Genomic DNA, 24,556 nt, shown 5'->3' with positions numbered 1-24,556 from the left:
TCATGAGTTGGAAAGACAAATGAAATACAAACGCCACCGCAAGGTGGCGTTTGCCTTTTAAAGGAATAGTAGGCTGTGTCGAAATTCATACTCTTGTTTTTTGCTTTAGCATGCTTTCACACATTCAAAATTAGGAGGATTACTTATCAGCGAATAACAAATATTACTCGTCTATAAAAATCGTAGACAGCTCAATCAAACACATTATTTGGCACACTGTGTTTTTCCCATATCCTCATCGCTAGACACTTTACACAACATTAATTTCTCGCTATTCATCGCTTGAGTAAAGTGACTTCCTGTTGGATTTCCTTTCAGAACAATAGTGGTTAGTTCAGTTATTTTAGATTGTGTCAATGTTTCATAATCGACATTATAATTTGCGATAATAGGGCTCTCAACACCCTTCTGATAGCAAAATTCGTTAATTGTAGCACCATAAATCGTAATATTAGTATTCGTATACTTTCCATCAACTGAAATATCCGTTGTACACACTATCGCACCTTGTGATTTTTCATCATTGTCTGGTGTGCGAGGTAAGCTTGCAAACAGTTCAAAGTTATCGCTAGTGCGTACCAATCGATACCTTTGAATATTGTGTTCCCAAAAACCGGTATACGGAAGGTTTGTTTTATAGCCCCAGATTTCTGCTAAATCCAGAGTACCAGTGTAGACCAAGTCATTACATGTATTCTGGAAGAAGTGGTAACTGTTTCGGTTACCAGAATTGTCTGTCACTTGAACTACTTTTGTGTCAGCAGCGCAACTTCCATTACTAGAACGCCCGTCTGCCGAACTACTGTCACCTGAACCACACCCATACAACATCCCCATGGTGGCAAGAACTAACAAGCCATGTCTCATTATTATTTCTCCTCATTCTGACGTTAGAAGAATTATAAAATAGGGCGAATATTACAAACGTCAAATAAATCTCATACAAAAAAATCAGTATTAAACAGCTGTCACACTTGGTAGACTCCGTGAAGTTACCCAGATCACATTATGCACAATAAAAATAGATTTCTAACTTGAGTAAAAAACAAAAAACAATTAAAGACTACCAATTTAATATGTTGTTCTTTTGATAAAATTCGTTAAACACCAACTCTTGTCTTTTATTTAATCACAACAAAAAATCAACATTTAAACATGTAAAAACCAATTCAACATTTCATACTATAATATTTAGTTCTGTTCTTTTCTATCAACACTTCTAATAATATAAAATTACCTACCATTTTATTTCCTTATAGTAAAAACAGCATTACTGAATAACTAAAATATCAATAAGTAACAAGGAGACATTAAATTTGAACTTTCTTAATTAGAGAGTGCTTAATATATTATCTATACAAACATACCGACAATCTATGTGCAGCACTGCCTAAGAAAACACGCTCTTTCTGCGCTAATAGATACCTCTCTGAGAGAACAGGGAGCATGGTCGTCATTCCAAAAGCTTCTACGGGGTAATAAGGTAGGCTCATGATAGCAATGTCTGCCCACTCATTTACCACCATATCCGTCGTTTTACTCAACGAAGTTTCGACAACTTGTACAGAGGTTGTGCTGTTTTGGTGAACACAACGCACTTTGCCTCCCTCTTTGGCCACGCCACCGCAAGGTGGCGTTTGAGGTTTTGAACGCAAAGGTGACTGCCGCCATCGTTTAGAGCAAGCCCCTTTATAACTTCAAATCTTCAGATAGTTGATAATTTGGCATACACTCGAACTCATTATTGCCCAGAACTTTCACAGTTGACACTTCGTCACTCAGAAGTGCCCCCATTCCTTGCCAGTAACCCTCTACCTCACAAATAGACCTACTTCTTCTAATCAGCATAGTGTCTATGAAAGTGGGGGCTTACCAACTTAGCTAACTCGTTCGAATAGGCCGTCTTATCTCCATTTTTAACCTACCGAAGAAACGTGTTCTCTGTTAGAGTCACCGTCAATTACGCTATTGAATAAAACACCCACAGATCGCATGTCATTGATGGATTTTTATTCACCCTTAGAACTCATTTTAGGAATCCCTAGTGACTAACAACGAAATTTTACGTCGTATCCAACACGCGTTAAACCTTAAAAACGCACAGATAATGAAAGCTTTCGGGCAGGCCGAAGTCACTGTGGCTCACGATAAAGTGGAAAACTGGTTAAAAGATGAAAGCGAAAAATCTTGCGTTAAGATGAAGGATCAAGAGTTAGCGGTATTCTTAAATGGCTTTATTAACCTCAAGCGAGGAAAAAAAGACGGCGAGCAACCTAAGCCAGAAGTCACGTTGACCAACAACATGATTCTCATGAAGCTGCGCATTGCGCTAGACATGAAAGCAGAAGATGTGTTGAACGTATTAGAAGTGGTTGGTATTAGTTTAAGTAAATACGAAATTGGTGCGTATTTCCGCAAGCCAGACAACAAAAACTACAAACAGTGTGAAGACCAACTGCTGTGCGACTTCTTAAATGGTGTGCAGTTTACCAATCGTCCCGATTCTGAAGAGTTTACTGGGTAATTTTTATCTCGAATCGAACGTGGTAATTGATTAAAAAAGCGAGAACATTTTATTTGGCTACTCGCTTTTATCATTCTAAATGACCGATATTAGAGCTTCACAATCACGTCTGCTCTTTGTCTTTCTTCAGTAGATACCTATCAAACTGTAGTGATTAACTAAAACTGGCCACGTATATAGAGTTTTTCCATACTTTTGGTCATGCGTGCAGAGTCACGACTGACGCCGTTGGTAACACGAAATTGCCCCAAAACGTGTTGTAAACCAAAGTACGAACATAGATTTTCAGTTAATTTTGACATACAAAAAGTAATGATTGTCAAAAGGCAAGACCTGACCCTGTTAGTTTCACGTCTAATCGCTGGCTTTACTTTACAGCTTTTTTCCACAATATCTTTGAGAATTCTGTGCTCTAAACTTAACTCAGCAAACATCGCTTTCAGACGACGATTTTCATCTTCCAGTTCTTTGAGTCGTTTAATATCGGATGCTTCCACACCATCGTATTTTACTTTCCAGTTGTAATACGTCTCATCGGATATCCCATATTCCCTACAGACTTCTTTGATGAGACGGCCACCTTCTACTTCTTAACGATCTGTGTTTCGGTATAACGTGATTTTTTCATCGCGAGTTATCCTTATTTGCTCAGTGTAAGCCGAAGAACTCTAAAATGGTATGCCGCTAGTTTAGGGGAGGTTTACAGGACCAATCTCTGGTGGTGAACTAAACGAGGTTGGTCCTACCACAACCTTGGAAACGGCCAGCCGAAGCTGCCTCGCCCAGCCCACCATAATTTAGATGTGTCGAATTACACGTACAAAAAAACCAGCGAAGAGCTGGCGATCGTGCGCCAAAGTTTACTAAATCGGGGGACCAATCCCGTCATTGGATTTTGCCAATGAGTCTTCAAAATAATTATTTTGTGGTTATAAATCAAATGGAGGATGAAAGAGTGGTCTTTCTGACCACTCTTACAAATATTGGGGTGAAGCTACTTAAATGCTTTTTTAGAACGGGCTAAATATTCTGTGTTGGTTAGTTCAGATTTTAGGAAGTTATCATTTAGCAGCTCAAGAAATCGCTTACTTTTGGTTACACCATCAACAACAAGACTTTTTCCGTTTTTAGATGGTTTTAAATATTTGCTGTAATATTCTTTCTTTTGAGCAAAAGTTATCATGTCCGAGATCGGAATTTTTTGGGATATTACCATCGAGTTTTTATATGCCGAGATGAGTTTCTTAGCATAAGTCGGTTCTTTTTCTATACGATCTAAAATTACGGTTGTATCTTCTACCAACCCCATAGAGAGTATTTCGCCAGCATACTTTTTAGCACGAGTATTTATTGCTTTTTTGAAGTGGAGGTTGGTTTCTAATACGCCAACATTCTCAACGAAATATCCATGTGTACATTGCATGAAAACAAATTTTGTATTGAGTTTCAGTACATCACTTTCTAACTCAATAAGCCTAGTGGCATGTGTAGTGAGGTTTAATACGCCTTTATCTGGACCTAATAATGAAACAGGGAATATGTGCTGATAAAAAGCGATGGATTCACTAATTCCTTTTGTTAGTAGTACTATTGCCCCACGAATACCACTGAGCTTATTCGCTTTGACCTGATATTTCGGAATAGTATCAGTCGGTTTGATGTCCAACACATTTTTAGTAAGTTTGAACTCTAAAGGCATCTCTCTTTGAGAAAAATCATAAGCATAAAGAGTATGCGGTCGCTCCTCAAAGGTAGAAAGTTTCTCTACTTCAAAGTCATCACTATCAGTGTACTTTTTTCTTAAGTCCTGACAGAAAGCCGTTCGAAACTTAGCGAGAACTTTTGAGTCAATATCAGAGTCATGTATCTGGTTTGCATCATCTACAAAATATACGGCTATTCCATCACACCCGTTGATGAAATCCTCTAGCCACGTTTTAAACTTGCTCATATTTAGACCTTTTATTTTCTTTTAATATAAAATACGTTATCCGATATTTTTTCCCAGTGTACAATTTCGTTTTCTTTTAATTGATCTTTACTGATGACAACAATCGATTCATAAACACCATTTTTGTCATTTAAAGTTGCTTTATATAGCCTATAACCAAGTACCGCTAAGGTAGGGTTAGCGTAATATTTATTGGTTCTTACAAATATGGCACCTATGATTACGAGCAATACAATAATTGCGGTGAATTGATTTGGGTCGTTAAATTTAAAGCCAAAGAAAGGAATAATATAGGTGGCTAAGAACGTAAGGTGTTCATAGTCTTCGTTTTCTATAGATTGAATTCGGATTATTTTCTGTCCGCCGCCTTGAAGTAAGTGGTCGAATTCGTACTTGAAGTACCAGCTAATAGCGAGCAAAAAAAGCATAACTAGTGGAATAGCGTTTGCTTTTAGTAGTAGAAAAAAATAATTAAACAAGTTGCTTAAAATTGCTTTTGTGTTGCAGGCTTCTTCTGGTTTACACCATTCAAATGATTCTTTTGGGAGTTTAGCTGTAATGATAGCTATGATCACAAACAGTAGTGCCAGAGACAGAATGTAAAGCTTAATTTTCTGTAGGGTGTTCATTTATAACACTTACACCTATATGTGATTCGTTTATTATGTACATATAATAAGGTATTTGGAACCAAGAGCATACTGTTAGTTTGTCATTTGTCACTCATTCCAATGCAAGCGAAAGATTGAGCACAATTTGGAAGGGGGCAAACTCAATATAGCTACCCCCTACATTTATTAAATGAATACGTTTTTATCTTGCTTTGGTTGCTGAATTTGAACCAATTAACACCTCAGTGCTAACTTTTATGAAATCCTTATTTTGATCTGTAGTCGCTTTGTAATTTAAGGCTTTAAGATACTTTTTCTAATCCGATAGAAACAATTTAGGGTTGTATGCCTAAATTGTTTTTGTCCAAAAACGAGTTAGAGCATCTATCTCTAACTCGCTTGCACATCGCTACACTGCGACGTCTTCTTCTTCTAAGGTTGAGGAAACTTTGATTTCGTATTGGTTGAAGCTAAAGATGCTGCCGCCGTGGGTGCGCTTGGTGATCACTTGTTCATCGCCAAATTGGACGGTCACGCGGGTGAAGACTTTTTCCGTTGCTTCTACGGTGTTGAGTTCCAGTAAGGCGTTGAACTCGGCATCGAGGGTTTCTAGCTGGCCTTTAACGGCTTCCAACTGGGCGTTATTTTCCGCTTTCATTTGCGCGATGGCTTCTTCCATGCCTTCTTCGCGCTGCGATTTCGGCGTTTTCTTAAATTCGAGTTCACGACGGATGACATCCATCGTCTCTTCTTGGGCAAGCTTGTATTGCTCTTTCAGGGAGGCAATTTTGTCTTTGTAAGCACTGAAACGGGCGAAGGCTTCCACTTTGGTGGCGGTATCCCCCTCCACTCCCAGTTGAACACAACGCACTTTGCCGCCCACCTTGGCCACGCCACCGCTTAAGGTGCCGTTACGATCATTGGCGTCGATCACCAGCAAATCGTGTCCACAGCGAATCTCGTTGTTAAAAGAGTGCACCGCAAGTTCAATGTTACCGCCCGCTTGTAGCTCGCTGTATTGGGCGTAGTTAGCAACAATTTTGCCTTTGGTTTTGACCGAGCAACTGCGTGGCTCACCATCGCTAACCGTATGGCCAATGATGCCTTTGCCCACTTCAATGTCGCCTTGGGCTTGAACATCGGCCGATTCGATAAACCCGCCCACGGTAATAGAGCCTGTCGCACGCACCATCATGCCTGCTTCGATATCACCAGATATCACCACATTACCTTTGAACTTCACATGCCCCGTGCCCACGCCAACGTTGTTCAAACAGAGTGCACTGTCCACTTCAATGGTTTTTTCTTTGATGAGCGGCATTCCCGATTGGCTGGCAATGAGAAGATTTGGATCGTAGGAAGCGATTTCCGTGCCTTTGCCAGGTTTGAGCAGAGCATCTTTGCCAGCTTGAGGAGGAATGATTTTGCCTTGAACGGTAAAGCCTGGAGTGCCTTTGGTTGCAGGTTCACGGCGCATCACTTCATCACCTTTATCAACGGTGATGGTGGCCCCGAGGTTACGCATATCGATTTTGGCATTGGCAGATTTGCCTTTTTCCGGCTTCAATACACGTTTGGTAATGTCTTCCACCAGAGGCACAAACTGAGCATCTTTACCTTTGATTGGCTGTTTGCCCTGCGCCACCGGTTGGACAAACTCTTCGCCGGCTTTGAGTTGATTACTCACCACCAGCACTTTTTTCAGCGCCAACTTGTTGATGCCTTTGGTAACGCGAGCTTGAGCCAAGGCATGAACAATTTCACTGCCGCGCAATCCACGGCCACCATAGGCGCCGGTGACTTTCATGCTGGCAAGCATGTCGTTGTCAGTCATCTCAATGTCCAGTTGAGCATTGAGTCGCTTGGCGATGACGATGCCATCATACGCTTCGGCCTTGCGCTCACGCGCGCAGTTGAGAAAACGAACGACTTCTGCGTCATCAAGATAAAGCTCTGCGCCTTCCATCTCAGCGATGACGGCATCCAATTCTTTTCTGACGAGCTCACTCCCCAAATCGGCCTCAGGCAATTTGGCGGTAATTTCAGTCTTCTTTTCGTTCCATGAAAGGCAGAGTTTCCACATATAGACGGTCGCTTACTACAACTAAAATAAAAATTCTTGAACCAGTCTAACTAATTAACGATCCGGTGAAAATCGGCAAAAGAGAATAATCGGGCTCACATCACTAAAGCAAAAAACACCCTTATTCACGCCAATTTTGTGACGAGCTGACGCATTTCCGACATCTCTTTTTACACTGTAAATCGGATGCCTTGCCGTCAACGCATCACCGTGATCTCGGTCTACAATTGGTAGGTTGCGGTCACGCACTTCCCGCCATTACTGTAAACGACTGATTCACAAAGCTCATTGAGCAGAATTCGTCCACGCCCATGCAGTTGACTTTCTTGCACTTGTTGCACTGGGTTACTGTAATCAAACCCTACTCCGTTATGCTCTATTATTATAGCTAGCAAAGTGCGTTCCGGCTGGTAGTCAAATTGGATGGAGAGGTAAGCGTCTTGACTGAGTTGTTCGAGTTTTTCTTCTCGCGCTTGGTAGTAAACAAAGAATCCGTCGGCATCTTCTTTGAGCTTCGAATCGAGCTCAAGTAAACCGTGATCGATGGCATTCGCCAATAGCTCAGAAAGCACCGAACAGATGAGGTCCAGATGAGGCCCGCCACTCACTACGCCTTTAAGGATGGCGCGTAAATCGGGCAGCAGATGATGAGAAGCGATTTGCGGTTTGTTCAGCGTTAAGCAGCTCTTTAGTGGCAATTGAGACAAGAGTTGTGGATCGCAACGTGTCTGCTCACTTTCTGGCGACGCCGAAATAATGGGGCATTTCAGCGTCAGTATTGATAAATCATCGTGACGCTGACGACACGAAAACGCCGCCACCGCCTTTTGCAACGCTTTGATGATGTCGTAAGGATGCTGCTCGATCACACGCAACAAGCGCGTTTCACCAAACTGCTCGCCCTCTTCGTTTGGCGATTCGGTGACGCCATCGGTGTAAGTGATGATCGATTGCCCTTCCAGTAACTCAAAGCTGATCACGCTGGCATCAAACTCTCGTTCTTCTAACACGCCTAATGGCATATGCGTGGAGGTTAGGCGCTCTGCCACTGAACCGTCGTGATTAAGCAAAAAGGCATCTGGCAAGCCACCACCCCACCAGCGAATGTGACGTCCGTTACCACTGATTTCAAACAAGCTGGCCGCGAGCATCATCCCCATCGGGAGAAAACGCACCAGCGCACTGTTGATTTCACTGACAATCTCGCCCAGCGCCATCCCTTTTGCCGCCATGGAGTTAAACGCTCGCGTCGCAGGAATGGCCGAAATCGCCGCAGGCAAACCGTGCCCGGTTGCGTCGGCAATCATGGCGTATATGCCGCCGTGCGGTCTGCGCGCCAAGATGATCAAATCGCCATTAAACACGGTTGAGGGCGAGGAGAAATAGTCGACGCCCGAGACGACATCGAGGCAGCCATCCATCTCTTGTTTGAGGTTGGCAAAAATGCTTTCTGCGATGGTGTAATCGTAGCGGACTTGTTCATGAAAATGGCTCAGTTCTGAGCGCTGTTTCGCCACTTCGTTATACATTTTGGCGATGCGCACATGCGCCTGAACTTTGGCCAGTAACACATTGCGCTGCACGGGTTTGGGAATGAAGTCATCGCCAAAGGTTAGGCACTTACCGAAGGATTCTTGATCGTCGAGCGCGGTGAGGAAGATGATGGCGATATGCCGATTGGGAAAAGCTTCACGGATGATTTGCGCGGTCTGAAACCCATCCAGTTCCGGCATCATCACGTCGAGCACGATCACATCAGGCAGCTCGTTGACCTCTTGCAGCGCTGAAATCACATTCAAGCCACTGTTGAAAGTGCTGATCCGGGCATCGAGATCGCTCAGCATCATCTTACACACTTCGATATTGCTCGGATGATCATCGACGATGTAAATCTTCATACCCGCTCCGCCTGTTACTCGATGTGGAATTTTTTATCGAAACGACTGATCAACAAAATTTTGCGCACTTGCGGTAAGGTGTTGATGATCTTAATTCGCCCATCGGCACTGTTGAGATGTTTTTGCATGTTGAGCAACATGCCAAGCCCCGCACTATCAATGTAGTCTACTTTGCGTAAATCGATAATAAACTGGCTATTGAGGTGCTCGGTGTAAGCGTTTCTAAACTCTTGCACCAAGTTAAATCCAAAGGCCCCTTCTATTGCTAAGGTCACCGTATTGCTTGTTTTATCGACTTCTTTCATCACTGACATCTTGCCTTCCCCTAGCTGAGCCGTTGTTGACGGTAAGCCCTCAAAAGAGCTCTACCTCGCCTTCATCAATACTGACTTGATTCGCCGCCCCTTCGCCACGCCCTTGTTCTTGTCGTTCCAATGACTCAACCTGTTGGATCAGATCATCGCTGCTGATTTGGCTAGCGGCATGTTGTTTGATCAATTGCTGAAGCGCTTCAACGTTCTGCATAGTGTGAGAGGCAAAGTCCCCTTGCTGAACCACAATATCGGCAAACTGTAACGCTCGGATGCCCGAGGAGACTTTCTGCGCTAACTGAGCACCCAATTCATGGATTTGCTGTACTTGCGCTTCCACCATCTCATTCACTTTTTGTACGCCGCGCAGCATTTCATCCACTTCTTCTTTGGATTCGATGGCCACCGTCATATCGATCGATGCCATTTCACCCACGGTGTGATTGGCTTGCTTAACCGTACTCAAGGCGATGTTAATTTCCCGTTCGATTTGGTTATTGAGCGATTCCGCTTTGACCGATAAATCACGCACTTCTTGGGCAACAACGGCAAAACCACGCCCTTGCTCACCCGCTCTCGCCGCTTCGATTGCCGCGTTCAAGGCCAATAAATTGGTTTGTTCAGAAAGCCCGCGAACTTGATTGAGCAGTTTAAATACCGCGTCCAGTTTGTCCGACATATCATGAATACTGTGGACTGCCGAGATGCTTTTCTCTGACACGTTGATCAGGATATCGATGTAGCGATTGATGATTTTTTCCGTTCTTGGCATGACATTGGCGATGCTGTTCTCGCTGTTTTGATTGGCAAGGAGATCGTCCACCAAGCGTTCAGAAACTTGGCTTTGCTCTTCACAGGTGCGCTGTAAACCAAAAAAGCTGTCGTTGAGGGTTTCTACCGAGGCTTCAATAACGCTTTTCTGTTTCGCCAGAGGTTGCTCTACGCGCGGTATCGCCGTTTGCAGAAAATGACCCACAGGCCCCCACGCAGGATCGGCTTTTTTCTCTCTCTCAACACGGGCACTTTCGCTATTTTCATCGCGGCCCAGAGAAAAAATCGAGGGTAAAACAAACCAAGGAATGGCGGCCGCAATAATCATCAGTGCAATATTGCCCATGGAGTTGGCGATCATTGCGCCAAAGGTTAGCGCCACGATTTGACAAAACACCGCGATGAGGTAACGAGTTCGATAATTTATTTGTGCCGATTTTTCCATATTCGCCTACCTGACAAAATCCATTATGTAACTTTTTGCTTATGTTTTCTTTTAGCTTAGTAGATCGCACAAAAACTGAGGAAGTTTATTGAGGGGTTTGATGTGCATGGCGGCGCCACATTCCACCGCAGCTCGCGGCATGCCATACACCACGCAACTCTGCTCATCTTGCGCCACGGTGATGGCTCCTTGCTGCTTCATTTGCAGCATGCCTTGCGCGCCATCTTTCCCCATTCCAGTGAGGATCACGCCTATCGCTTTGCCTTTTAAACTTTCCGCGACTGAGCCAAACATCACATCCACCGACGGCTTGTGTCGATTCACCGCCGGGCTGTCATCCAAATGGGCGTACAATTGCCCTCCGCGGCGAAACACCATTAAGTGTTTGTCGCCCGGGGCAACGTAGGCATGATTGGCTTTTAAGGCGACTTCCCCCTGAGTCAGTTCACTGACACTCAACGCACAACTGGCGTCCAATCGGCTGGCAAATGGGCCAGAAAACATCGCACTGATGTGCTGGGTAATCACAATCGGTGGCATGCTTGCAGGCAAGGCTGAGAGCAGATGTTTCACCGCCTCGGTACCTCCGGTGGAAGCGCCGATGGCAATGAGCTGATATTGGCTAGTGGAAACCGCACTGCTGCTGGCCACCGCTGGCGACATGCTTTGATTCGCCCCCACTTGCGCCTGAGCGGCCATGCGGATTTTTTCGTTCACTAAGCTGCGATAACCCAGCATATCGGCGGTATTGGCCACCGATGGTTTGGGAAAATAATCCACTGCGCCAAGCTCTAAAGCCATGAGTGTCGCGTCTGCGCCATGCTGAGTGAGCGTTGAAATCATCACTACGGGCAAAGGATGCAGGCGCATAAGATTTTTGAGAAACTGAACGCCATTCATCTTGGGCATTTCGATGTCGAGGGTCAGCACATCTGGCTTTAAGGCTTTGATCATCTCACGCGCTTGATAAGGATCTTCAGCCGCGCCGATCACTTCCAATTGAGGATCCGAATTAATGATCTCCGAGAGCAAGGCTCTGAAGACGGGTGAATCATCCACCACCAAGACTTTAATCTTCTTACTCATCAAAATAACTCCACCTCTGATCCTTTATCGGTTTGCTTCTCCAGGGTATGGGCATAACGCTCTTCTTCACGGCGAAGATGATTGATCTCCGCAAAGGGAATGCGTTTCAGCCATGCTTTGCCTGTGAGGGGGTCAAACATGATCTTTCTTGGCTCTAAGCCACCGAGATCGTACGCCACCACCTCCAACCCTTCTTGCTCGGCGTAATGCAGCACAAACTCGACATTTTTCTCACCGATCATCGAATGAAAGCCCATCATCTGTGCTCCGCCAAACAGCTTCATTCGTAAGCGCTCGCGGCGAGCCCCCAGCGAGAGCAATTGGTTAAGCAGCATCTCCATCGCATAACTGCCATAACGTGACGCGCCAGAGAGTAGCTCATCGGCATGCCAGTGCTTCTCTTCAAAATGGTTGTGAAACGGCAACAGAAAGTGATTCATGCCACCAACGCGTTTAACCGGGTCCCAAATGCAGGCTGAAACGCATGAGCCTAATCCGGTACAAATCAGTTCTTCCTGACCACTGACATACACGCCGCCGGGCAACACTTTGATCATGTGCAGCCCGCGCTGCTCGTTAAAAAAGCGGCTGTAATACGCATCTTCATGGGCTTGAAAATGGTGATTAATTGAGTCGAGCATCATGCTGCCTTAGCGCTGTTACGCTTTGATATAAATTGTTTTTCCGAGATGTTTAAACAACTGACAATCGCTGCCGACGCTTTCCGAATGGCCAAGAAACAGCACACCGTCATCTTGAAGTTGATGATAGAAACGTTCGATCAAACGTTGCTGTGTCGGTTTATCGAAATAAATCATCACGTTACGGCAAGAAATCAGATCAAACTTCTGCTGCATTGGCCAAGCATCAAGCAAATTAAGCTGACGAAAAGCGACGTGTTGCTTGAGACATTCTTTCACTTTGATATTGCCGGCTTGTGCCCCTTTACCGCGCAAAAAATTACCTCTGAGGTAACACGTTGGAATGCACTCCAGAGCACTCTCTTCATAAATACCTTGCTGCGCACGTTGCAAGACGTTGGTATCCAAATCCGTTGCTAGCAGTTGGCAATCAACCCCAGCCTGCCATAAGCCACTTTGCTGAATGCTGGCCAGGTAGCTGTAAGGTTCAGGTTCCTCACCAGTCGAGCACCCAGCAGACCAGATTCTGACTTTCTTTTTGCGTTGATCGCGCCAATAAGGAAACAACTGGCTTTCGAGAAACTCTATGTGGTGGATCTCGCGGAAAAAATGCGTTTTGTTGGTGGTGAGCGCATTGATAAACGCCATGCGATCGTCTGGATTATTCTCAATGCACTCACGATAGTCGGCAAAACGCTTTAACCCTTTTTCCCGCAGCTTGCGACTCAAGCGGCCATAGACCATGGCCCGCTTGTGGTCAGACAAAAAGATCCCAACGTGTTTGTGAATAAACCACTGCACGTATTTGAAATCTTTATCGGTCAGCTCAAACTCTTGCGCAGGTTCAAGCGTAACTTCACTGCTTAGAACTCTTCCCATTCGTCGCTTTCCTCCGCTCTAAAACCGGAATTGGCTACTTTTGGCTTTTTCATTTCACTGATGTTGCCGCGTGTGGGCATCGCGGTCACTTTCGCTGCCGATGGCGCGGCACTTGGTGATGTCTCTAACGTGGTAACGCTGCTGTCGGTGCTAAAGAAGCTCATGAGATTGAGCAGCTCTTTACCTTCCGCTTTGAGCGATTGGCTTGCCGCGGAGGTCTCTTCCACCAGTGAAGCGTTTTGCTGCGTCATCTCATCCATGGTCGCGACCGCACGGTTAATTTCATCAATACCTGTCGACTGTTCGATGCTCGACTGGGCAATTTGACTGATGAGGCCCGTGACTTTTTCCACCGCAGCGACGATGTCGTTGAGCGTCGCCCCCGATTCATCCACCAAGCGCGACCCTTCGTCCACTTTCTCGACGCTGTCTTTGATCAGCCCTTTGATCTCTTTTGCTGCCGCAGCACTGCGCTGAGCCAGATTACGCACTTCACCCGCAACCACGGCAAAACCGCGCCCTTGTTCGCCCGCACGCGCCGCTTCCACGGCGGCATTGAGCGCCAATAGATTGGTTTGGAAGGCGATTTCATCAATCACACCAATGATGTCGGAAATCTTCTTACTGGCCGTGTTGATTTCAGCCATGGCCGCCACCGCTTGGCCCACCACATCGCCGCCTTTGCGTGCTTTTTTCGCGGCATCTTCAGAGAGCTCATTGGCGCCTTTGGCGTTGTCGGCGTTTTGTCGCACCGTTGCGGTCATCTGCTCCATACTGGCCGCGGTTTCTTCTAAGTTTGACGCCTGCGCTTCTACACGTTGGCTAAGGTCATTATTGCCATCGGCAATTTCCGTTGAGGCGGTGGCAACACGCGCCGAAGAGACGGTAATTTTGTCGACCATGTTACGAATATTGAGAATCGAGGTGTTGACCGCTTCGGCCAAACGACCAAACTCGCCTTGGTGGGTATCGCTCATCTTCGTTTTCAAATCGCCGTTAGCCACTTTACTCATCACTTGAATACACTGATCAAGCGGTTCGACCAAGGTATCGAGCAAGCTATTAATGCCGTCTCCCAACTCTTTCATAAAGCCGCTGTAAACCGAGGTATCAATACGCTCTTTGAGCTGCCCCGCAATCGCTTTTTGAATCAAGCTTTCCACCTGACGCTGACCATCTCGTTGCTCCGTGATATCAATCCATTGCAACGCAGGCCCCATGTAGTTGCCGCTGCCATCTCGCATCGCAATACAAGTGAGGTTGAACTCGAGCGAGCCGACCTTGATATCGGAGCTAAATGGCAAGCGATCAGGATTTGAGATGATCGCCTGTTGGTGAGCGGGATTTTTATGGAACACATCAATGCTTTTGCCGATCAAATTGCGAGAATCAAACCCTGGTAAGGATTTTTGCAGTTCCGACTCTCGACTGCGCAGTAAGTTTTCCAACGCAGGATTGAGGTAGCGAATGATGCCGTTTTTATCGGCCATCATTAGGTTGGTGGTCATCCCCGCAACGGCGGAAGCAAGTCGCCCGACTTGTTCTTCGTTGATGCGCTGCTCCGTTACATCGCGCCACTCCAAACTGTTTCCTATGTATTCGCCTTTGGCGTTTTTCACCGCCGCAACGTTAAGCTCAATGCGAATGTCGCCCACCGCAATGTCGGTGCGATAAGGGAGGTTATTGGGGTCGCTCAATAGTTTACGTTGATGAGCAGGATTCCGGTGGAACTCGTCAATGCAGCGCCCCATTAACCACTCTTTGCTGGCGGTAAAACCAGACCAAACGCCCCGAAAGGCCGCTTCATGGCGGCGGAACAAGGTGAGGGTTTCTTCATTGAGATAAGTGATGAGGAAATCGCGATCGATCATGACCATCGCCGTTTGTGCTTGATCTATCGCCGCCTGCAAGCGGGCGATGCTGTCTTCTTTGCGGCGCTCTTCGGTGACGTCTTGCCATTCTAAGGTGTTGCCAACGTAGTTTCCCGCCGAGTCCAACATCGCGCCCACATTCAGCTCTAAGCGTACGTCGTCAATGGCAATCACTGTGCTGTAAGGTAAGTTCGCTGGGGTGGAAAGCAGTTGCCTTTGATGCGCAGGGTTGCGGTGAAACATGTCGATGCATGCGCCCATCAAAAACTCTTTGTTGGCGCTAAAACTTGGCCAGAACTTACGAAATAACCCTTCATGCTGCTTAAATAAGGTCATCGATTGTTCGTTGATGTAGGTGATTTTGAAATCTCGATCCACCATCATCAATGCGGTTTTCGCTGTGTTCAGCGCCGAGAGTAACTGCTCTTTACTCAACTCTTCTTGCTCTTCAACTTCGTTTAACAACGTATCTCTAGGGTGAGATGTTTGCGGACGAAAGCTGTTGTGCGTTTCCTTGTTACGATTCCAAAATGCCATACCTGACCTCACATTAGCGCTTCTTCTACTGTCGTTCTGGTCAGCTCAGCGACATCAAATAGAGCTTCCAGATTAATAATGATCAAATGGCCATTGCTGGTTGCAGCGAGCCCTTTGATATAACGTTGTTCCATTTTCATGGTTTGCGGTGGTGGTTTGATTTCCCCTTCCTCTAGGGCATACACCTCCGCAACCGCGTCAACAATGATCCCCAACGGGTTGTGTTGCACATCATTGAGCACCACCACCACGGTGGTATTACTGATGTGCGACGGAGGAAGATGAAAGCGCACACGCAGATCCGCAACCGGCACATACTCCCCTCGAATTTCCAATACGCCGACTAAATAGGCAGGTGCATTGGGCACTTTTCGCACGTCGCTCCAGCCTCGCACTTCTCGAACATCAAGAATGGGCACGCCGTATTCATCGTCATCAACCACAAAACTCAGATACTCTTGCAGCTCCATTAGCACGCCTCCTGAAATGATTCGATATCCATCAGCTCAGCGGTATCGAGTAAAGTCATCACCTCATCACCGACATTGACCAATCCAAGCATGAATGCGGAGACGGGGGTATCACCGATCGAGGTATAAAAATCATGAGATTTGAGACTGACGACATCCGAGACCGCATCCACCACAATCCCCATTAACCGCTCGTGATCTGTCGCTTGATGGCGCAGCACAATCACAACCGTGGTGGGTAAGTAGTGACACTCCCCCACGCAAAAACGCTGACGCAAATCCATCACAGGAACGATCATCCCGCGCAGGTTAATCACCCCTTTGACGAACGCTGGAGAACGGGGGATCGGTGTGGGTCGCTCCCAAACTCGAATCTCCTCTACATCACCAATGGCAATGCCATAGAGCTCATTGGCCAGCGTAAAACTGAGGTACTCGACTTTGTCTGCCGAGCTTTGTTCATCCATCGTTTGTGACTCAATCACTACGGTTTGCTCTGATTCCATGTTGGCCCCCTACGCGGCGATGCCGGAATTGCCGCTTTCAGTACGGCGTTTGAGGAAGTTGGTGATGAGCCCCTGCACATCCAAAATCAGTGACACTGAACCGTCCCCCAAAATGGTCGCCCCGGAAATGCCGGACACTTTTTGGTAGTTGGACTCTAAGCTCTTGATCACCACTTGCTGTTGGTCGAGCAGCTCGTCAATCAATAAACCGACACGCGTGCCAGCGGCTTCAACTACGCAGAGAATTTTGCTGCGAAACTCACGGCTGTGACCCATGGCAAACTCTTGCTGCAAACGCAAAATGGGGATGTTTTCTTCTCGCAGACGGTAAAGCTCTACCCCACCGGCGGCGTGTTTGATGTGGCGAGGGTCAATTTGAATGGATTCGATGATGGTGAGCAGCGGGATCACATACACCTCTCCGGCGACCTTGACGAGCTGACCATCCAATATCGCCAGCGTGAGCGGCAAGCTAATGGTAAAGGTGCTGCCTTGCCCTTGTTGGGAGTCGACCTCAATGTGGCCGCCGAGTTCTTCAATATTGCGCTTCACCACGTCCATGCCGACGCCGCGGCCAGAGATGTCAGAAACCTGATCGGCAGTGGAAAAGCCAGGGGCAAATATCAGATTGACGATCTGTTTGTCTGACATCTCCTCGCGACGAGAATCTGCAGGCAGGACTTTTTTCTCAATGGCTTTTTGCCAAATGCGGTCGCAATGAATGCCTGCGCCATCGTCCTTCACTTCAATGATGATTGAGCCGCCCTGATGGAACGCATTTAACGTGAGGGTGCCAAATGATGCCTTCCCTTGTTGTTGGCGCACATCCGGCATTTCAATCCCGTGGTCGATGCCATTTCTCACCAGATGCACGAGAGGATCCACAATGCGCTCCAGCACGGTTTTGTCGAGTTCGGTGTGTTCCCCATGGATTTGCAGATCCACTTCTTTGCCTAAGCGGCCACACAAATCACGCACCAAGCGTGGGAAACGGCTAAAGGCAAAACTCATCGGTAACATGCGAATGTTCAAAACATGTTCTTGCAAGTCTTTGCTGTTTTGCAGCAGCTGATCCAGACCCGCTTTGAGTTTCTCGAGTTTGTCGATGGAGAAGTCATTGCCGATCTCAGCCAGCATCGATTGGGTGATCACCAACTCACCCACCAAGTTAATTAAGTTATCGACTTTGTCGATGTCGACTCGAATGGAGGTCACTGCCGAGTCATTTTTGTTGCTGCGCGTGGCAGGTTTGGCCGCCGGTGTCGCTTGAGCGCTCTCACTGACCACTTCCACAGGGGCGATTACTGCCGGATTTTCCGCGGTTCCCGCCGCCTCTGCGTTTTGTACAGGCGGCGCGAGTAAGGTGATGTCCAGATCGCATTCGTCTTCTACCCATTCGAAAATTTCTTCGATCAGCGCTTTATCGACCGAACTTGACAACGTAATCGTCCAGTGGGTGTAGCAAAGTTCAGGATCGAGCGCTTGGATGTCGGGTAACTGACTTGCATCACAGCGTAGCTGCGCCTGATCATCGAGCTCTTTCAACTCTCGCAAAATACGTAGGGGATCATTACCGCTGTAAAAAATCGTCGAATGAGGACGAAAGAGCACTTGCCACAAGCCGGCATCATCGGCCGGTGCGCTTCCTTCTTCGCTAAGCTCAGGCTCTGTCGGTTCGGTAGTGGATACCGAATCACTGGGTTCGTTGAATGAAGACGCGACGCTTTCACCATCGTCACAATCTAACAACTGAGCGAGTTCATCACTGACGTGTTGTAAGCGGCCCGTTTCCACGGGTTCACCCGCTTCATGGCCTTCCAGCAATAAACGAATGCCGTCGCAGCTTCTCAGTAATACATCGACGCAGTCTCGGCTCATCACTAACTCGCCGATACGCACTTTGTCGAGGTAAGCCTCGACCGTATGAGTAAATTCACTGATATCCAGCAGGTTAAAGGTTGCCGCACCGCCTTTAATAGAATGCGCTGCGCGAAAAATCGTATCAATGAGATCTTTTTCAACCTGAGTGGGGTCGAGATTGAGGAGGATATCTTCCAAAACCTCCAAATTTTCTCGGCACTCTTCGTAGAACATTCTACGCAGTTGTTCCATATCCAAAGCCATCTGACGCTCCTTAGTCCGACATTGCCGTGCGTGGTTAAAGCACGCGTTTTAGTGTTTTGAGCAAAGTATCGGGATTAAAAGGCTTCACTAACCAACCAGTCGCCCCTGCGGATTTTCCTTCCATCTTTTTTTCTGGGCTGGTTTCGGTGGTCAACATCAGAATGGGAATAAACTTGTATTGCGGTATCGCCCGCATGGCGCGCACTAATTCAAAGCCGCCCATGTTAGGCATGTTAACGTCGGAAATCACCACATCGAACTTGGTGGTTTTGGATTTTTGTAATGCGTCACTGCCATCATTGGCGGTTTCAACATCGTATCCAGCATCTTTTAATGTGTGACTGACCATTTGACGAATAGAGACAGAATCGTCCACTGCGAGAATCTTAACCATCTCAGCCCCCTAGATTTCAAACTGACACCAATTAATTGAGCTCATAACCCAGCAGTTCGATGCCTTCGGCAAGAACATCGGAGAACGCTGTGAGCTCGAGTGTTGAACCTGTTTGTTTGACGCTACGGATAAAGGAAACCAGCGCTTGGATACCGGAGGCATCCACTTTTCTCACTTCGCTTCCTATCAACTGAAGAGGTTGGTCTGATTCAAGCCATTGCAAATATTGAGAGCGGCATTCTTGTACCGAAGAAATATCCAAACACTCAGCCAGCCAACATTCCATGGATTTATCCTTATTGTCTTTCTTATAAACACAGGTGCATATTTTCAGTCTAGAAAGGATTTATTAATACGCAAATTCAGTAAGGATTCTTTTTTCAATTTGCTTTAAGCAAAGGGGCAAGATATTCACTTTTCTTTCGAAAAAACAAAATGCTAGATAGACAGAAATGATGATAGATGAAATCGCTGGCGTTTCGCGCGCGGATTTACAGTGTAAATACACTTGAGTCGCTGTGGCTCACGACTTAGAAGTAACCAGGAAGTGGCTTTTCAACGTGTTGACCAGAGAACGATGGAAAGCCAGTTTACAGTGTAAATTTGTTGAGCGAGACAGTTAATGCTCGTGACACAAGGCTGCAATGTGCTGGCGTAAAAGCAGCTCGACTTGTTTACGCCCTGGCAATCCCGCCATTTGCGCGCACTCAGACCAAGTGTGATTTTGCAGTACTTTGCGAATCAACAGTTGCTCCACTTGGCTGGCTTCAAGCATCAAAACCCAGCGCTTTAACCAAGGTAGTACGCTTTCAAAACTGTTACCGCCCAACGCATAGTGCCGAATCAACGAAAGAGCCTCAGGGGGCAATGCATTCGCTCCTAACGCTGGCAGCAGTGCGCGAACCACCTCGGGTTCGAGATCATTCAATGCCGAACTCAGCCATTCCGGCAAAGTCTGCTCAAACATGCGTTCGGCTTTTTCGACCCAATGTTCAGCACGGGATGTCAGCGGTTTAACCATCATTACCGCGTGACAACCGCTAGCCGCATCTCGACTAAAACCGACACGCACAGGGCGATATTGGCTATGTAGCCAGAACCGCACTAGAGACTCTGTTGCGCCAAAACTGGTAGAAAGAAAATCAACTTGCTGACCTGATTGCTGTTCAAGTTGCGACAACATAGCCTGCCCTATCCCGAGCGATTGATATTGAGGATGAACGGCAATACGCATGACTCGAAGCGAGCGTTGTTCTGCGACGGCTTTTAATCCCAAATGGTTAGCCAGTGAGATCGCGATTAAATGACCTGAAGGACGACGCTGCCCCAACTGCACTTGCGTAATCAAAGCGCTTTCTAGCCCCCCCTCTTCAACGGTGAGCAAGCAGCCCAACACTTCACTATTGCATTCTGCCAGCCAAAGTTGACTGTTGGGATCGGACAGTAACTGCATCAAGTCGTTAGGTGAAGTTTGATAATGGGCGTTAACCAACAACGCAAAACAGGCTCGCAAGCGTGCTGGCTGCGCCAACAGTTCGCTTTTATCCACCAAACGTAGAGCAAGGTTTTTCAGCACCACATTCTCTGGCATCGGCAGTTCGGCATTGAGTAAAAAGGTGTCGTTGAGCCACGACTCAAGAGGGTCGTCTGGCAACCAACGAATGGGCGTATTGAGATGAAGATGTTTCATGCCTGGTCGCTGACTCTGCAACCAAGGTAAAAACTTGGCCGTAAACCCTCGGCCACATCCTTCGTAGCCATGAATGGTCGATGACAACACCACGCGGTGATAGTGTTCCATCATTCGTTTTAGCATCGGCAATGGAATGGCCGCCGCTTCATCAATCAACAAGAGATCGCATTTCGGTAGGCGCTGTAGCAAATCATCGGGGGCGACAAATTCCAGAACCGCATTCTCACTCTCTAGCTTGCTTTTGCTCTGTTGCCACACCACGCCATCTAATTGGCTCTGTGCATGGTGGAAAACAGGTTCGACTGCAGCGGAAGTTGGCGCGGTGAGCAAAATACGCATTTTTCGTGTTTTCATCAGTTGCCCACTGGCAATGCCAAGTGCACTGCTTTTGCCTCGGCCTCGGTCAGCGGTTAACAACAATGGGCGCTTACGATGACCCGTTACGACATGATGAACATGCTCAACGGCTTGTTGCTGCTGCGCAAAACGCGCTGTTGCGCTTGTGGGTAATGGCGGCAAAACGGGCTGATGAGTGATGCCATCGCAGCCCATTTGAATCAACTGTTCAAACTGGCCAGTGAGCCACAGCTCCCACGGCGTATTGGCCGCCTGCTCAGAGACCAGCAACAGCAGCATGCCACCACCACATAGTGCTCCGCAGGCAGCACTAAAGCTGTTTGCGTCAAACTGTTTGCGGCAATCGACCACCAACAACTGGCACTCTTGCCCCAACAGACGTTGACCCTGCTTCACCGACACACATTGGGTTACGTCATCGGCACTGGCGATGCCCTCCCCCATGACGAAAATTGAGCAAGGTGATTGCTCCGACAGCAAACCTTGCAACAACGCGGTTTGCCAGTCATCAGGCCCTTTAAGCACCACCCCAACTCGCCAGCCTGTTTGCTCAGCGTGTTGCTGAATATGGATCAAAGATTCAATTTGCGCGTTCATCTTCACTACCAAAAACCAAAGTCGCGTTATGGTAGCACAAGATCAAAAAAAGCCGCATTCGCGGCTTTTTCAACTTACTTTCTAACGCTGTAAAGGCGTTAAGCTAGCTTGCTCTCAAGGAACTGCAGAATCTCTTGCATGGTTTTGTCATCCACTTTTTTCAAGTTTAATGACAAGTTGCTGCCTTTGCGGCTGTAGCTTGCGCGATCTTTCACGAGTTCAACTTTCTCAGCTTTAGCCTTCGCTTTTACTGGGCTCAGTTCCGCAATCCACGCTTCGATGTTTTCCGTCACTTCTTTGGTTAAACGAGCCACGCCTTGCGCTTGGCTGCGTTGCCAAACAAAGCCTTCGTTTGTGCGGCATTTATTGAGCAGCGCTTTTTGCTGCGGTTCTGCCAACGAATTATATTGCTTGTGCAGCTTAACGATGGTTGGACGGCCAAGGTCGCTAACATTTGGATACGCTTGCAGTAACTCAAGTGGCAATGAAGCCGCTTTTAATGCGCCACTGACGAGCGCTTCGCTGCACTGGAACATTTTCGCCAGCGCTTTTTGGTCTTCCGCGTCACCTTTTTCCAGTTTTGCCAACATCTCTTTGCCCTTCTCATACAAAGACAAAGGCTTGTGGGCATTCGCCACATCAGAGAGGAACTTCGCATGTTCCGTGCTGATGTTATCCGCCACATAGACTAAGAAATCTTGGCCCGCCAAAATACAAGACATACGACGGCGACTACCGTCCAGCACTTCGATTTTGCCATCCGCCGTACGACGACCCACGGCGGGATATTGCTGACCGCGATCACGTAGCGTGGCCAAAACATCTGACAGTGCGTGCTCAGTTAAGAAAGATTGTTCACGCGCATTTTCTGCAAAGACGGAGGTTTGTGTTGCCACTTGATCGGCAGCAATACGGATCAGCTCGAAGGTCACCGTTTCTTCACCCGCGACCGCCAGTTCAATCACTTGTGCTTGTTCTTTTGCTGCTGTTTGCGCTTCTTGCGGTGTTGCCACACGGCGTTTGTTCGCTTTGCCAAACAGTTTTGCATTGAGATCGGAAGTTTTAATCGCCATAACTTAATTACCCTTGATTCAATGAAGACCAGTAAGAATGCAGCACACGCTCTAGTTCCAATGCGCTCTTTTGTACTGCGTCTTGCGCCGTTGCTAAGGTCTTCTTGCCCCCTTCAAAATCACTTGTCGTGAGGTCAAATACCGTGCTGTATGTGTCGGCACAAGTTTCGAAAGCACGGCTACGTGGAATGGTGGCCATCATCACCTGATCACCAAGCAGATAGTTCATTTCTGTCAGCACAGAGACTTGCTTCTTGTTGTCGTCTTCAAACATGGTTGGCATCAGACGCACAAACTCTAACCCTTTCCAATCCTCTGGGAACATTTCGTACACAGTAGGGAGATGTTGGAAGAAGTTAACCGTTGACGCCCAGTCCAAACGCTTCGCCGCACATGGAATCAGCAGCGCATTGGAGGCGTACATCGCATTCCACACCAGTGGATCGACGTGAGGACCGGTATCAATCATGATGATGTCGAAGTCATCGGCAATCTTGTCAATCAGCTTTTCTTTCAGCAGACGTACGATGTCTAGCGATTGATTTTGCGACAAATATTGCCACGCTTCAGCATTGAACATCGCATCTTCAGGGAATGCAGAAATGGTCTTCAAGTTTGGATATTGCGTTGGTAGCAACACATTCTTATGAAGAAACGAGCGATCCACGTCGACGTTTTCCGGCACATTGTCCAACATGATATCCACCGCCGAGTAAATATTGTCGTGCTCAGCAATGCTAATTTGTGGATTAAGGAACAGACGTAGCGACCCTTGAGGATCCAAGTCAATCAAACAGATACGGTAGCGCTTGTCTAAATTCAGTGCCAAGCAAGCGGCTAAATGCACCGCCGTCATAGATTTGCCCGTACCACCCTTTTGGTTCTGTACGTTGATGATCCAAGGCTTGCCATTGCCACCATTTTTACGCTGGTGGAACTTGGGTACTCCCGCTGCGTCCATCAGCATGTGCGCTTCTTCAAGAGTGATCGAATAGTGATTCGCGTTATTCTTGGTAAACTGGTGACCTTCCGCTTCCATTTTACCGATGGCATCGTCCAGCTTACGTCGGGTTAATCCAGAACGCGTTTCCATCAATGCTTTTGACATCGGCGGAAAATAATCATCACTGCGCTCTTCTAGCACTATCTCAATACGGTCGGCTTGCACCTGTTGGGTTGATTCAGCCAACTGCATGAGATTTTCGATCGTTTTTTCTCTTTTCATTGTCTATTCCTTTAAGAAATATCTTTCACCCGATTGTACAGCACTTTCAACTTATGACAACAAAAAGGTGAACGGTCATTTTGAAGAATAATCACATAAAAATGAATTCTTCACGTCATAATGATGTAAAAAACAGCAAAGACTGACTAATTGAGAAAATTCTTATTTAAAATCTAGCAAGCCGTAAGCAACAAAAGAGCAAAGATTTAAAATGTTACGACGTCACATATTTACAATGTAAAGTCAAAATAACTCGGAACGATTGACATTGGTCACTAAACTACGGTCAATGTAAGATGAATTTTAACAGTGCGTATCAAAACGTTATGCCACTAGGTAAATACGAGGTCTATTTGTTCAATCAAGCAACATGGTGAGTTAGTGAGTCATTCCGAGCGTCGATATTTTTGTACAAAATACGTTCAAAAAAGCCTCAGTCCTATTCTATAAAAAGAACGAATCAACTCGTTTGAGCGCAAAAGAGGCCAATGTCCATCTACCCAATAGAT

At 46.8% G+C, this 24,556-nt stretch carries 20 protein-coding genes and 2 pseudogenes; 1 reads left to right on the top strand and 21 read right to left on the bottom strand.

Annotated elements, in window-relative coordinates; translation table 11 throughout:
* Window positions 1-204: 204 nt before the first annotated feature.
* Together AOT11_RS17835 and AOT11_RS17830 are read right to left on the bottom strand one after the other, a co-directional pair.
* The gene (locus AOT11_RS17835; RefSeq protein WP_017419920.1) at window positions 205-867 is read right to left on the bottom strand and encodes a hypothetical protein; all 663 of its coding nucleotides are present in this window, start codon (window positions 865-867) and stop codon (window positions 205-207) included.
* A 512-nt stretch (window positions 868-1,379) separates the two neighbouring features.
* A pseudogene (locus tag AOT11_RS17830) lies at window positions 1,380-1,583 on the bottom strand (LysR family transcriptional regulator); the annotation flags it as partial.
* 461 nt (window positions 1,584-2,044) lie between these two features.
* Between AOT11_RS17830 and AOT11_RS17825 the strand changes: the two are divergent.
* Window positions 2,045-2,524: a YehS family protein gene (locus AOT11_RS17825; protein WP_017419919.1), complete on the top strand. Its 480-nt coding sequence runs from the start codon at window positions 2,045-2,047 to the stop codon at window positions 2,522-2,524.
* Between the two features lie 347 nt (window positions 2,525-2,871).
* Here the strand turns inward: AOT11_RS17825 and AOT11_RS17820 are convergent.
* The 19 genes and pseudogenes from AOT11_RS17820 to AOT11_RS17730 all read right to left on the bottom strand — a co-directional run.
* A pseudogene (locus AOT11_RS17820) lies at window positions 2,872-3,152 on the bottom strand (transposase); the annotation flags it as partial.
* A 366-nt stretch (window positions 3,153-3,518) separates the two neighbouring features.
* The gene (gene kwaB / locus AOT11_RS17815; RefSeq protein WP_017419917.1) at window positions 3,519-4,475 is read right to left on the bottom strand and encodes an anti-phage protein KwaB; all 957 of its coding nucleotides are present in this window, start codon (window positions 4,473-4,475) and stop codon (window positions 3,519-3,521) included.
* 11 nt (window positions 4,476-4,486) lie between these two features.
* Entirely contained in the window at window positions 4,487-5,104 is a 618-nt protein-coding gene (kwaA, locus tag AOT11_RS17810) for an anti-phage protein KwaA (RefSeq protein WP_017419916.1), read from the bottom strand.
* Window positions 5,105-5,495: 391 nt separating this feature from the next.
* A complete protein-coding gene (locus tag AOT11_RS17805) occupies window positions 5,496-7,169 on the bottom strand; it encodes a DUF342 domain-containing protein (protein ID WP_017419915.1) in 1,674 nt (557 codons plus the stop codon).
* A gap of 221 nt (window positions 7,170-7,390) precedes the next feature.
* Entirely contained in the window at window positions 7,391-9,067 is a 1,677-nt protein-coding gene (locus AOT11_RS17800) for an ATP-binding SpoIIE family protein phosphatase (RefSeq protein WP_017419914.1), read from the bottom strand.
* Between the two features lie 14 nt (window positions 9,068-9,081).
* On the bottom strand, window positions 9,082-9,381 hold the full coding sequence (locus tag AOT11_RS17795) for an STAS domain-containing protein (protein WP_011082053.1): 300 nt from the start codon (window positions 9,379-9,381) through the stop codon (window positions 9,082-9,084).
* A gap of 40 nt (window positions 9,382-9,421) precedes the next feature.
* Window positions 9,422-10,594 (bottom strand): methyl-accepting chemotaxis protein, encoded by a 1,173-nt coding sequence (locus AOT11_RS24005; RefSeq protein WP_017419913.1) that lies wholly within the window; start codon window positions 10,592-10,594, stop codon window positions 9,422-9,424.
* Window positions 10,595-10,645: 51 nt separating this feature from the next.
* Entirely contained in the window at window positions 10,646-11,680 is a 1,035-nt protein-coding gene (locus AOT11_RS17785; RefSeq protein ID WP_038963062.1) for a protein-glutamate methylesterase/protein-glutamine glutaminase, read from the bottom strand.
* Entirely contained in the window at window positions 11,680-12,324 is a 645-nt protein-coding gene (gene cheD / locus AOT11_RS17780) for a chemoreceptor glutamine deamidase CheD (protein WP_017419911.1), read from the bottom strand. Before cheD ends, AOT11_RS17785 begins: the two co-directional genes overlap by 1 nt.
* 15 nt (window positions 12,325-12,339) lie before the next feature.
* Window positions 12,340-13,200, bottom strand: coding sequence for a CheR family methyltransferase (locus AOT11_RS17775; RefSeq protein ID WP_017419910.1), 861 nt, complete (start codon window positions 13,198-13,200; stop codon window positions 12,340-12,342).
* Complete coding sequence (gene aer2 / locus AOT11_RS17770; protein WP_026050240.1) at window positions 13,185-15,608, bottom strand: aerotaxis transducer Aer2; 2,424 nt, start codon at window positions 15,606-15,608, stop codon at window positions 13,185-13,187. The genes AOT11_RS17775 and aer2 overlap by 16 nt, the downstream gene beginning before the upstream one ends.
* A gap of 8 nt (window positions 15,609-15,616) precedes the next feature.
* Window positions 15,617-16,078 (bottom strand): chemotaxis protein CheW, encoded by a 462-nt coding sequence (locus AOT11_RS17765; protein WP_026050241.1) that lies wholly within the window; start codon window positions 16,076-16,078, stop codon window positions 15,617-15,619.
* Window positions 16,078-16,584 carry a chemotaxis protein CheW gene (locus AOT11_RS17760; RefSeq protein WP_017419907.1) on the bottom strand — a complete coding sequence of 169 codons (507 nt, stop codon included), beginning with the start codon at window positions 16,582-16,584 and terminating at the stop codon, window positions 16,078-16,080. Before AOT11_RS17760 ends, AOT11_RS17765 begins: the two co-directional genes overlap by 1 nt.
* 9 nt (window positions 16,585-16,593) lie before the next feature.
* A complete protein-coding gene (locus tag AOT11_RS17755; RefSeq protein WP_017419906.1) occupies window positions 16,594-18,708 on the bottom strand; it encodes a chemotaxis protein CheA in 2,115 nt (704 codons plus the stop codon).
* A gap of 34 nt (window positions 18,709-18,742) precedes the next feature.
* Window positions 18,743-19,102, bottom strand: a complete 360-nt coding sequence (locus tag AOT11_RS17750; protein WP_011082062.1) for a response regulator — start codon at window positions 19,100-19,102, stop codon at window positions 18,743-18,745.
* A 31-nt stretch (window positions 19,103-19,133) separates the two neighbouring features.
* Window positions 19,134-19,388 (bottom strand): STAS domain-containing protein, encoded by a 255-nt coding sequence (locus tag AOT11_RS17745; protein ID WP_011082063.1) that lies wholly within the window; start codon window positions 19,386-19,388, stop codon window positions 19,134-19,136.
* 333 nt (window positions 19,389-19,721) lie between these two features.
* Entirely contained in the window at window positions 19,722-21,749 is a 2,028-nt protein-coding gene (locus tag AOT11_RS17740) for a tRNA(Met) cytidine acetyltransferase TmcA (protein WP_017419905.1), read from the bottom strand.
* A gap of 98 nt (window positions 21,750-21,847) precedes the next feature.
* A complete protein-coding gene (locus tag AOT11_RS17735; RefSeq protein WP_017419904.1) occupies window positions 21,848-22,822 on the bottom strand; it encodes a ParB/RepB/Spo0J family partition protein in 975 nt (324 codons plus the stop codon).
* A 7-nt stretch (window positions 22,823-22,829) separates the two neighbouring features.
* Window positions 22,830-24,047: an AAA family ATPase gene (locus tag AOT11_RS17730; protein WP_011082066.1), complete on the bottom strand. Its 1,218-nt coding sequence runs from the start codon at window positions 24,045-24,047 to the stop codon at window positions 22,830-22,832.
* Between the last annotated feature and the right edge of the window lie 509 nt (window positions 24,048-24,556).

Origin of the sequence: Vibrio vulnificus NBRC 15645 = ATCC 27562, from assembly GCF_002224265.1 — a bacterium.
Taxonomy (GTDB): domain Bacteria; phylum Pseudomonadota; class Gammaproteobacteria; order Enterobacterales; family Vibrionaceae; genus Vibrio; species Vibrio vulnificus.
This window is presented reverse-complemented; position numbering and strand designations above follow the sequence as displayed.

What these genes read in the sequence shown, in the direction of transcription:
- AOT11_RS17730 (WP_011082066.1), bottom strand. Translation starts at nt 24,047, where the DNA reads ATGAAAAGAGAAAAAACGATCGAAAATCTCATGCAGTTGGCTGAATCA.
- AOT11_RS17760 (WP_017419907.1), bottom strand. Translation starts at nt 16,584, where the DNA reads ATGGAATCAGAGCAAACCGTAGTGATTGAGTCACAAACGATGGATGAA.
- AOT11_RS17745 (WP_011082063.1), bottom strand. Translation starts at nt 19,388, where the DNA reads ATGGAATGTTGGCTGGCTGAGTGTTTGGATATTTCTTCGGTACAAGAA.
- AOT11_RS17795 (WP_011082053.1), bottom strand. Translation starts at nt 9,381, where the DNA reads ATGTCAGTGATGAAAGAAGTCGATAAAACAAGCAATACGGTGACCTTA.
- AOT11_RS24005 (WP_017419913.1), bottom strand. Translation starts at nt 10,594, where the DNA reads ATGGAAAAATCGGCACAAATAAATTATCGAACTCGTTACCTCATCGCG.
- AOT11_RS17775 (WP_017419910.1), bottom strand. Translation starts at nt 13,200, where the DNA reads ATGGGAAGAGTTCTAAGCAGTGAAGTTACGCTTGAACCTGCGCAAGAG.
- kwaA (WP_017419916.1), bottom strand. Translation starts at nt 5,104, where the DNA reads ATGAACACCCTACAGAAAATTAAGCTTTACATTCTGTCTCTGGCACTA.
- aer2 (WP_026050240.1), bottom strand. Translation starts at nt 15,608, where the DNA reads ATGGCATTTTGGAATCGTAACAAGGAAACGCACAACAGCTTTCGTCCG.
- AOT11_RS17800 (WP_017419914.1), bottom strand. Translation starts at nt 9,067, where the DNA reads ATGAAGATTTACATCGTCGATGATCATCCGAGCAATATCGAAGTGTGT.
- AOT11_RS17785 (WP_038963062.1), bottom strand. Translation starts at nt 11,680, where the DNA reads ATGAGTAAGAAGATTAAAGTCTTGGTGGTGGATGATTCACCCGTCTTC.
- AOT11_RS17735 (WP_017419904.1), bottom strand. Translation starts at nt 22,822, where the DNA reads ATGGCGATTAAAACTTCCGATCTCAATGCAAAACTGTTTGGCAAAGCG.
- AOT11_RS17755 (WP_017419906.1), bottom strand. Translation starts at nt 18,708, where the DNA reads ATGGCTTTGGATATGGAACAACTGCGTAGAATGTTCTACGAAGAGTGC.
- AOT11_RS17765 (WP_026050241.1), bottom strand. Translation starts at nt 16,078, where the DNA reads ATGGAGCTGCAAGAGTATCTGAGTTTTGTGGTTGATGACGATGAATAC.
- AOT11_RS17835 (WP_017419920.1), bottom strand. Translation starts at nt 867, where the DNA reads ATGAGACATGGCTTGTTAGTTCTTGCCACCATGGGGATGTTGTATGGG.
- AOT11_RS17750 (WP_011082062.1), bottom strand. Translation starts at nt 19,102, where the DNA reads ATGGTTAAGATTCTCGCAGTGGACGATTCTGTCTCTATTCGTCAAATG.
- AOT11_RS17740 (WP_017419905.1), bottom strand. Translation starts at nt 21,749, where the DNA reads ATGAACGCGCAAATTGAATCTTTGATCCATATTCAGCAACACGCTGAG.
- AOT11_RS17805 (WP_017419915.1), bottom strand. Translation starts at nt 7,169, where the DNA reads ATGTGGAAACTCTGCCTTTCATGGAACGAAAAGAAGACTGAAATTACC.
- kwaB (WP_017419917.1), bottom strand. Translation starts at nt 4,475, where the DNA reads ATGAGCAAGTTTAAAACGTGGCTAGAGGATTTCATCAACGGGTGTGAT.
- cheD (WP_017419911.1), bottom strand. Translation starts at nt 12,324, where the DNA reads ATGATGCTCGACTCAATTAATCACCATTTTCAAGCCCATGAAGATGCG.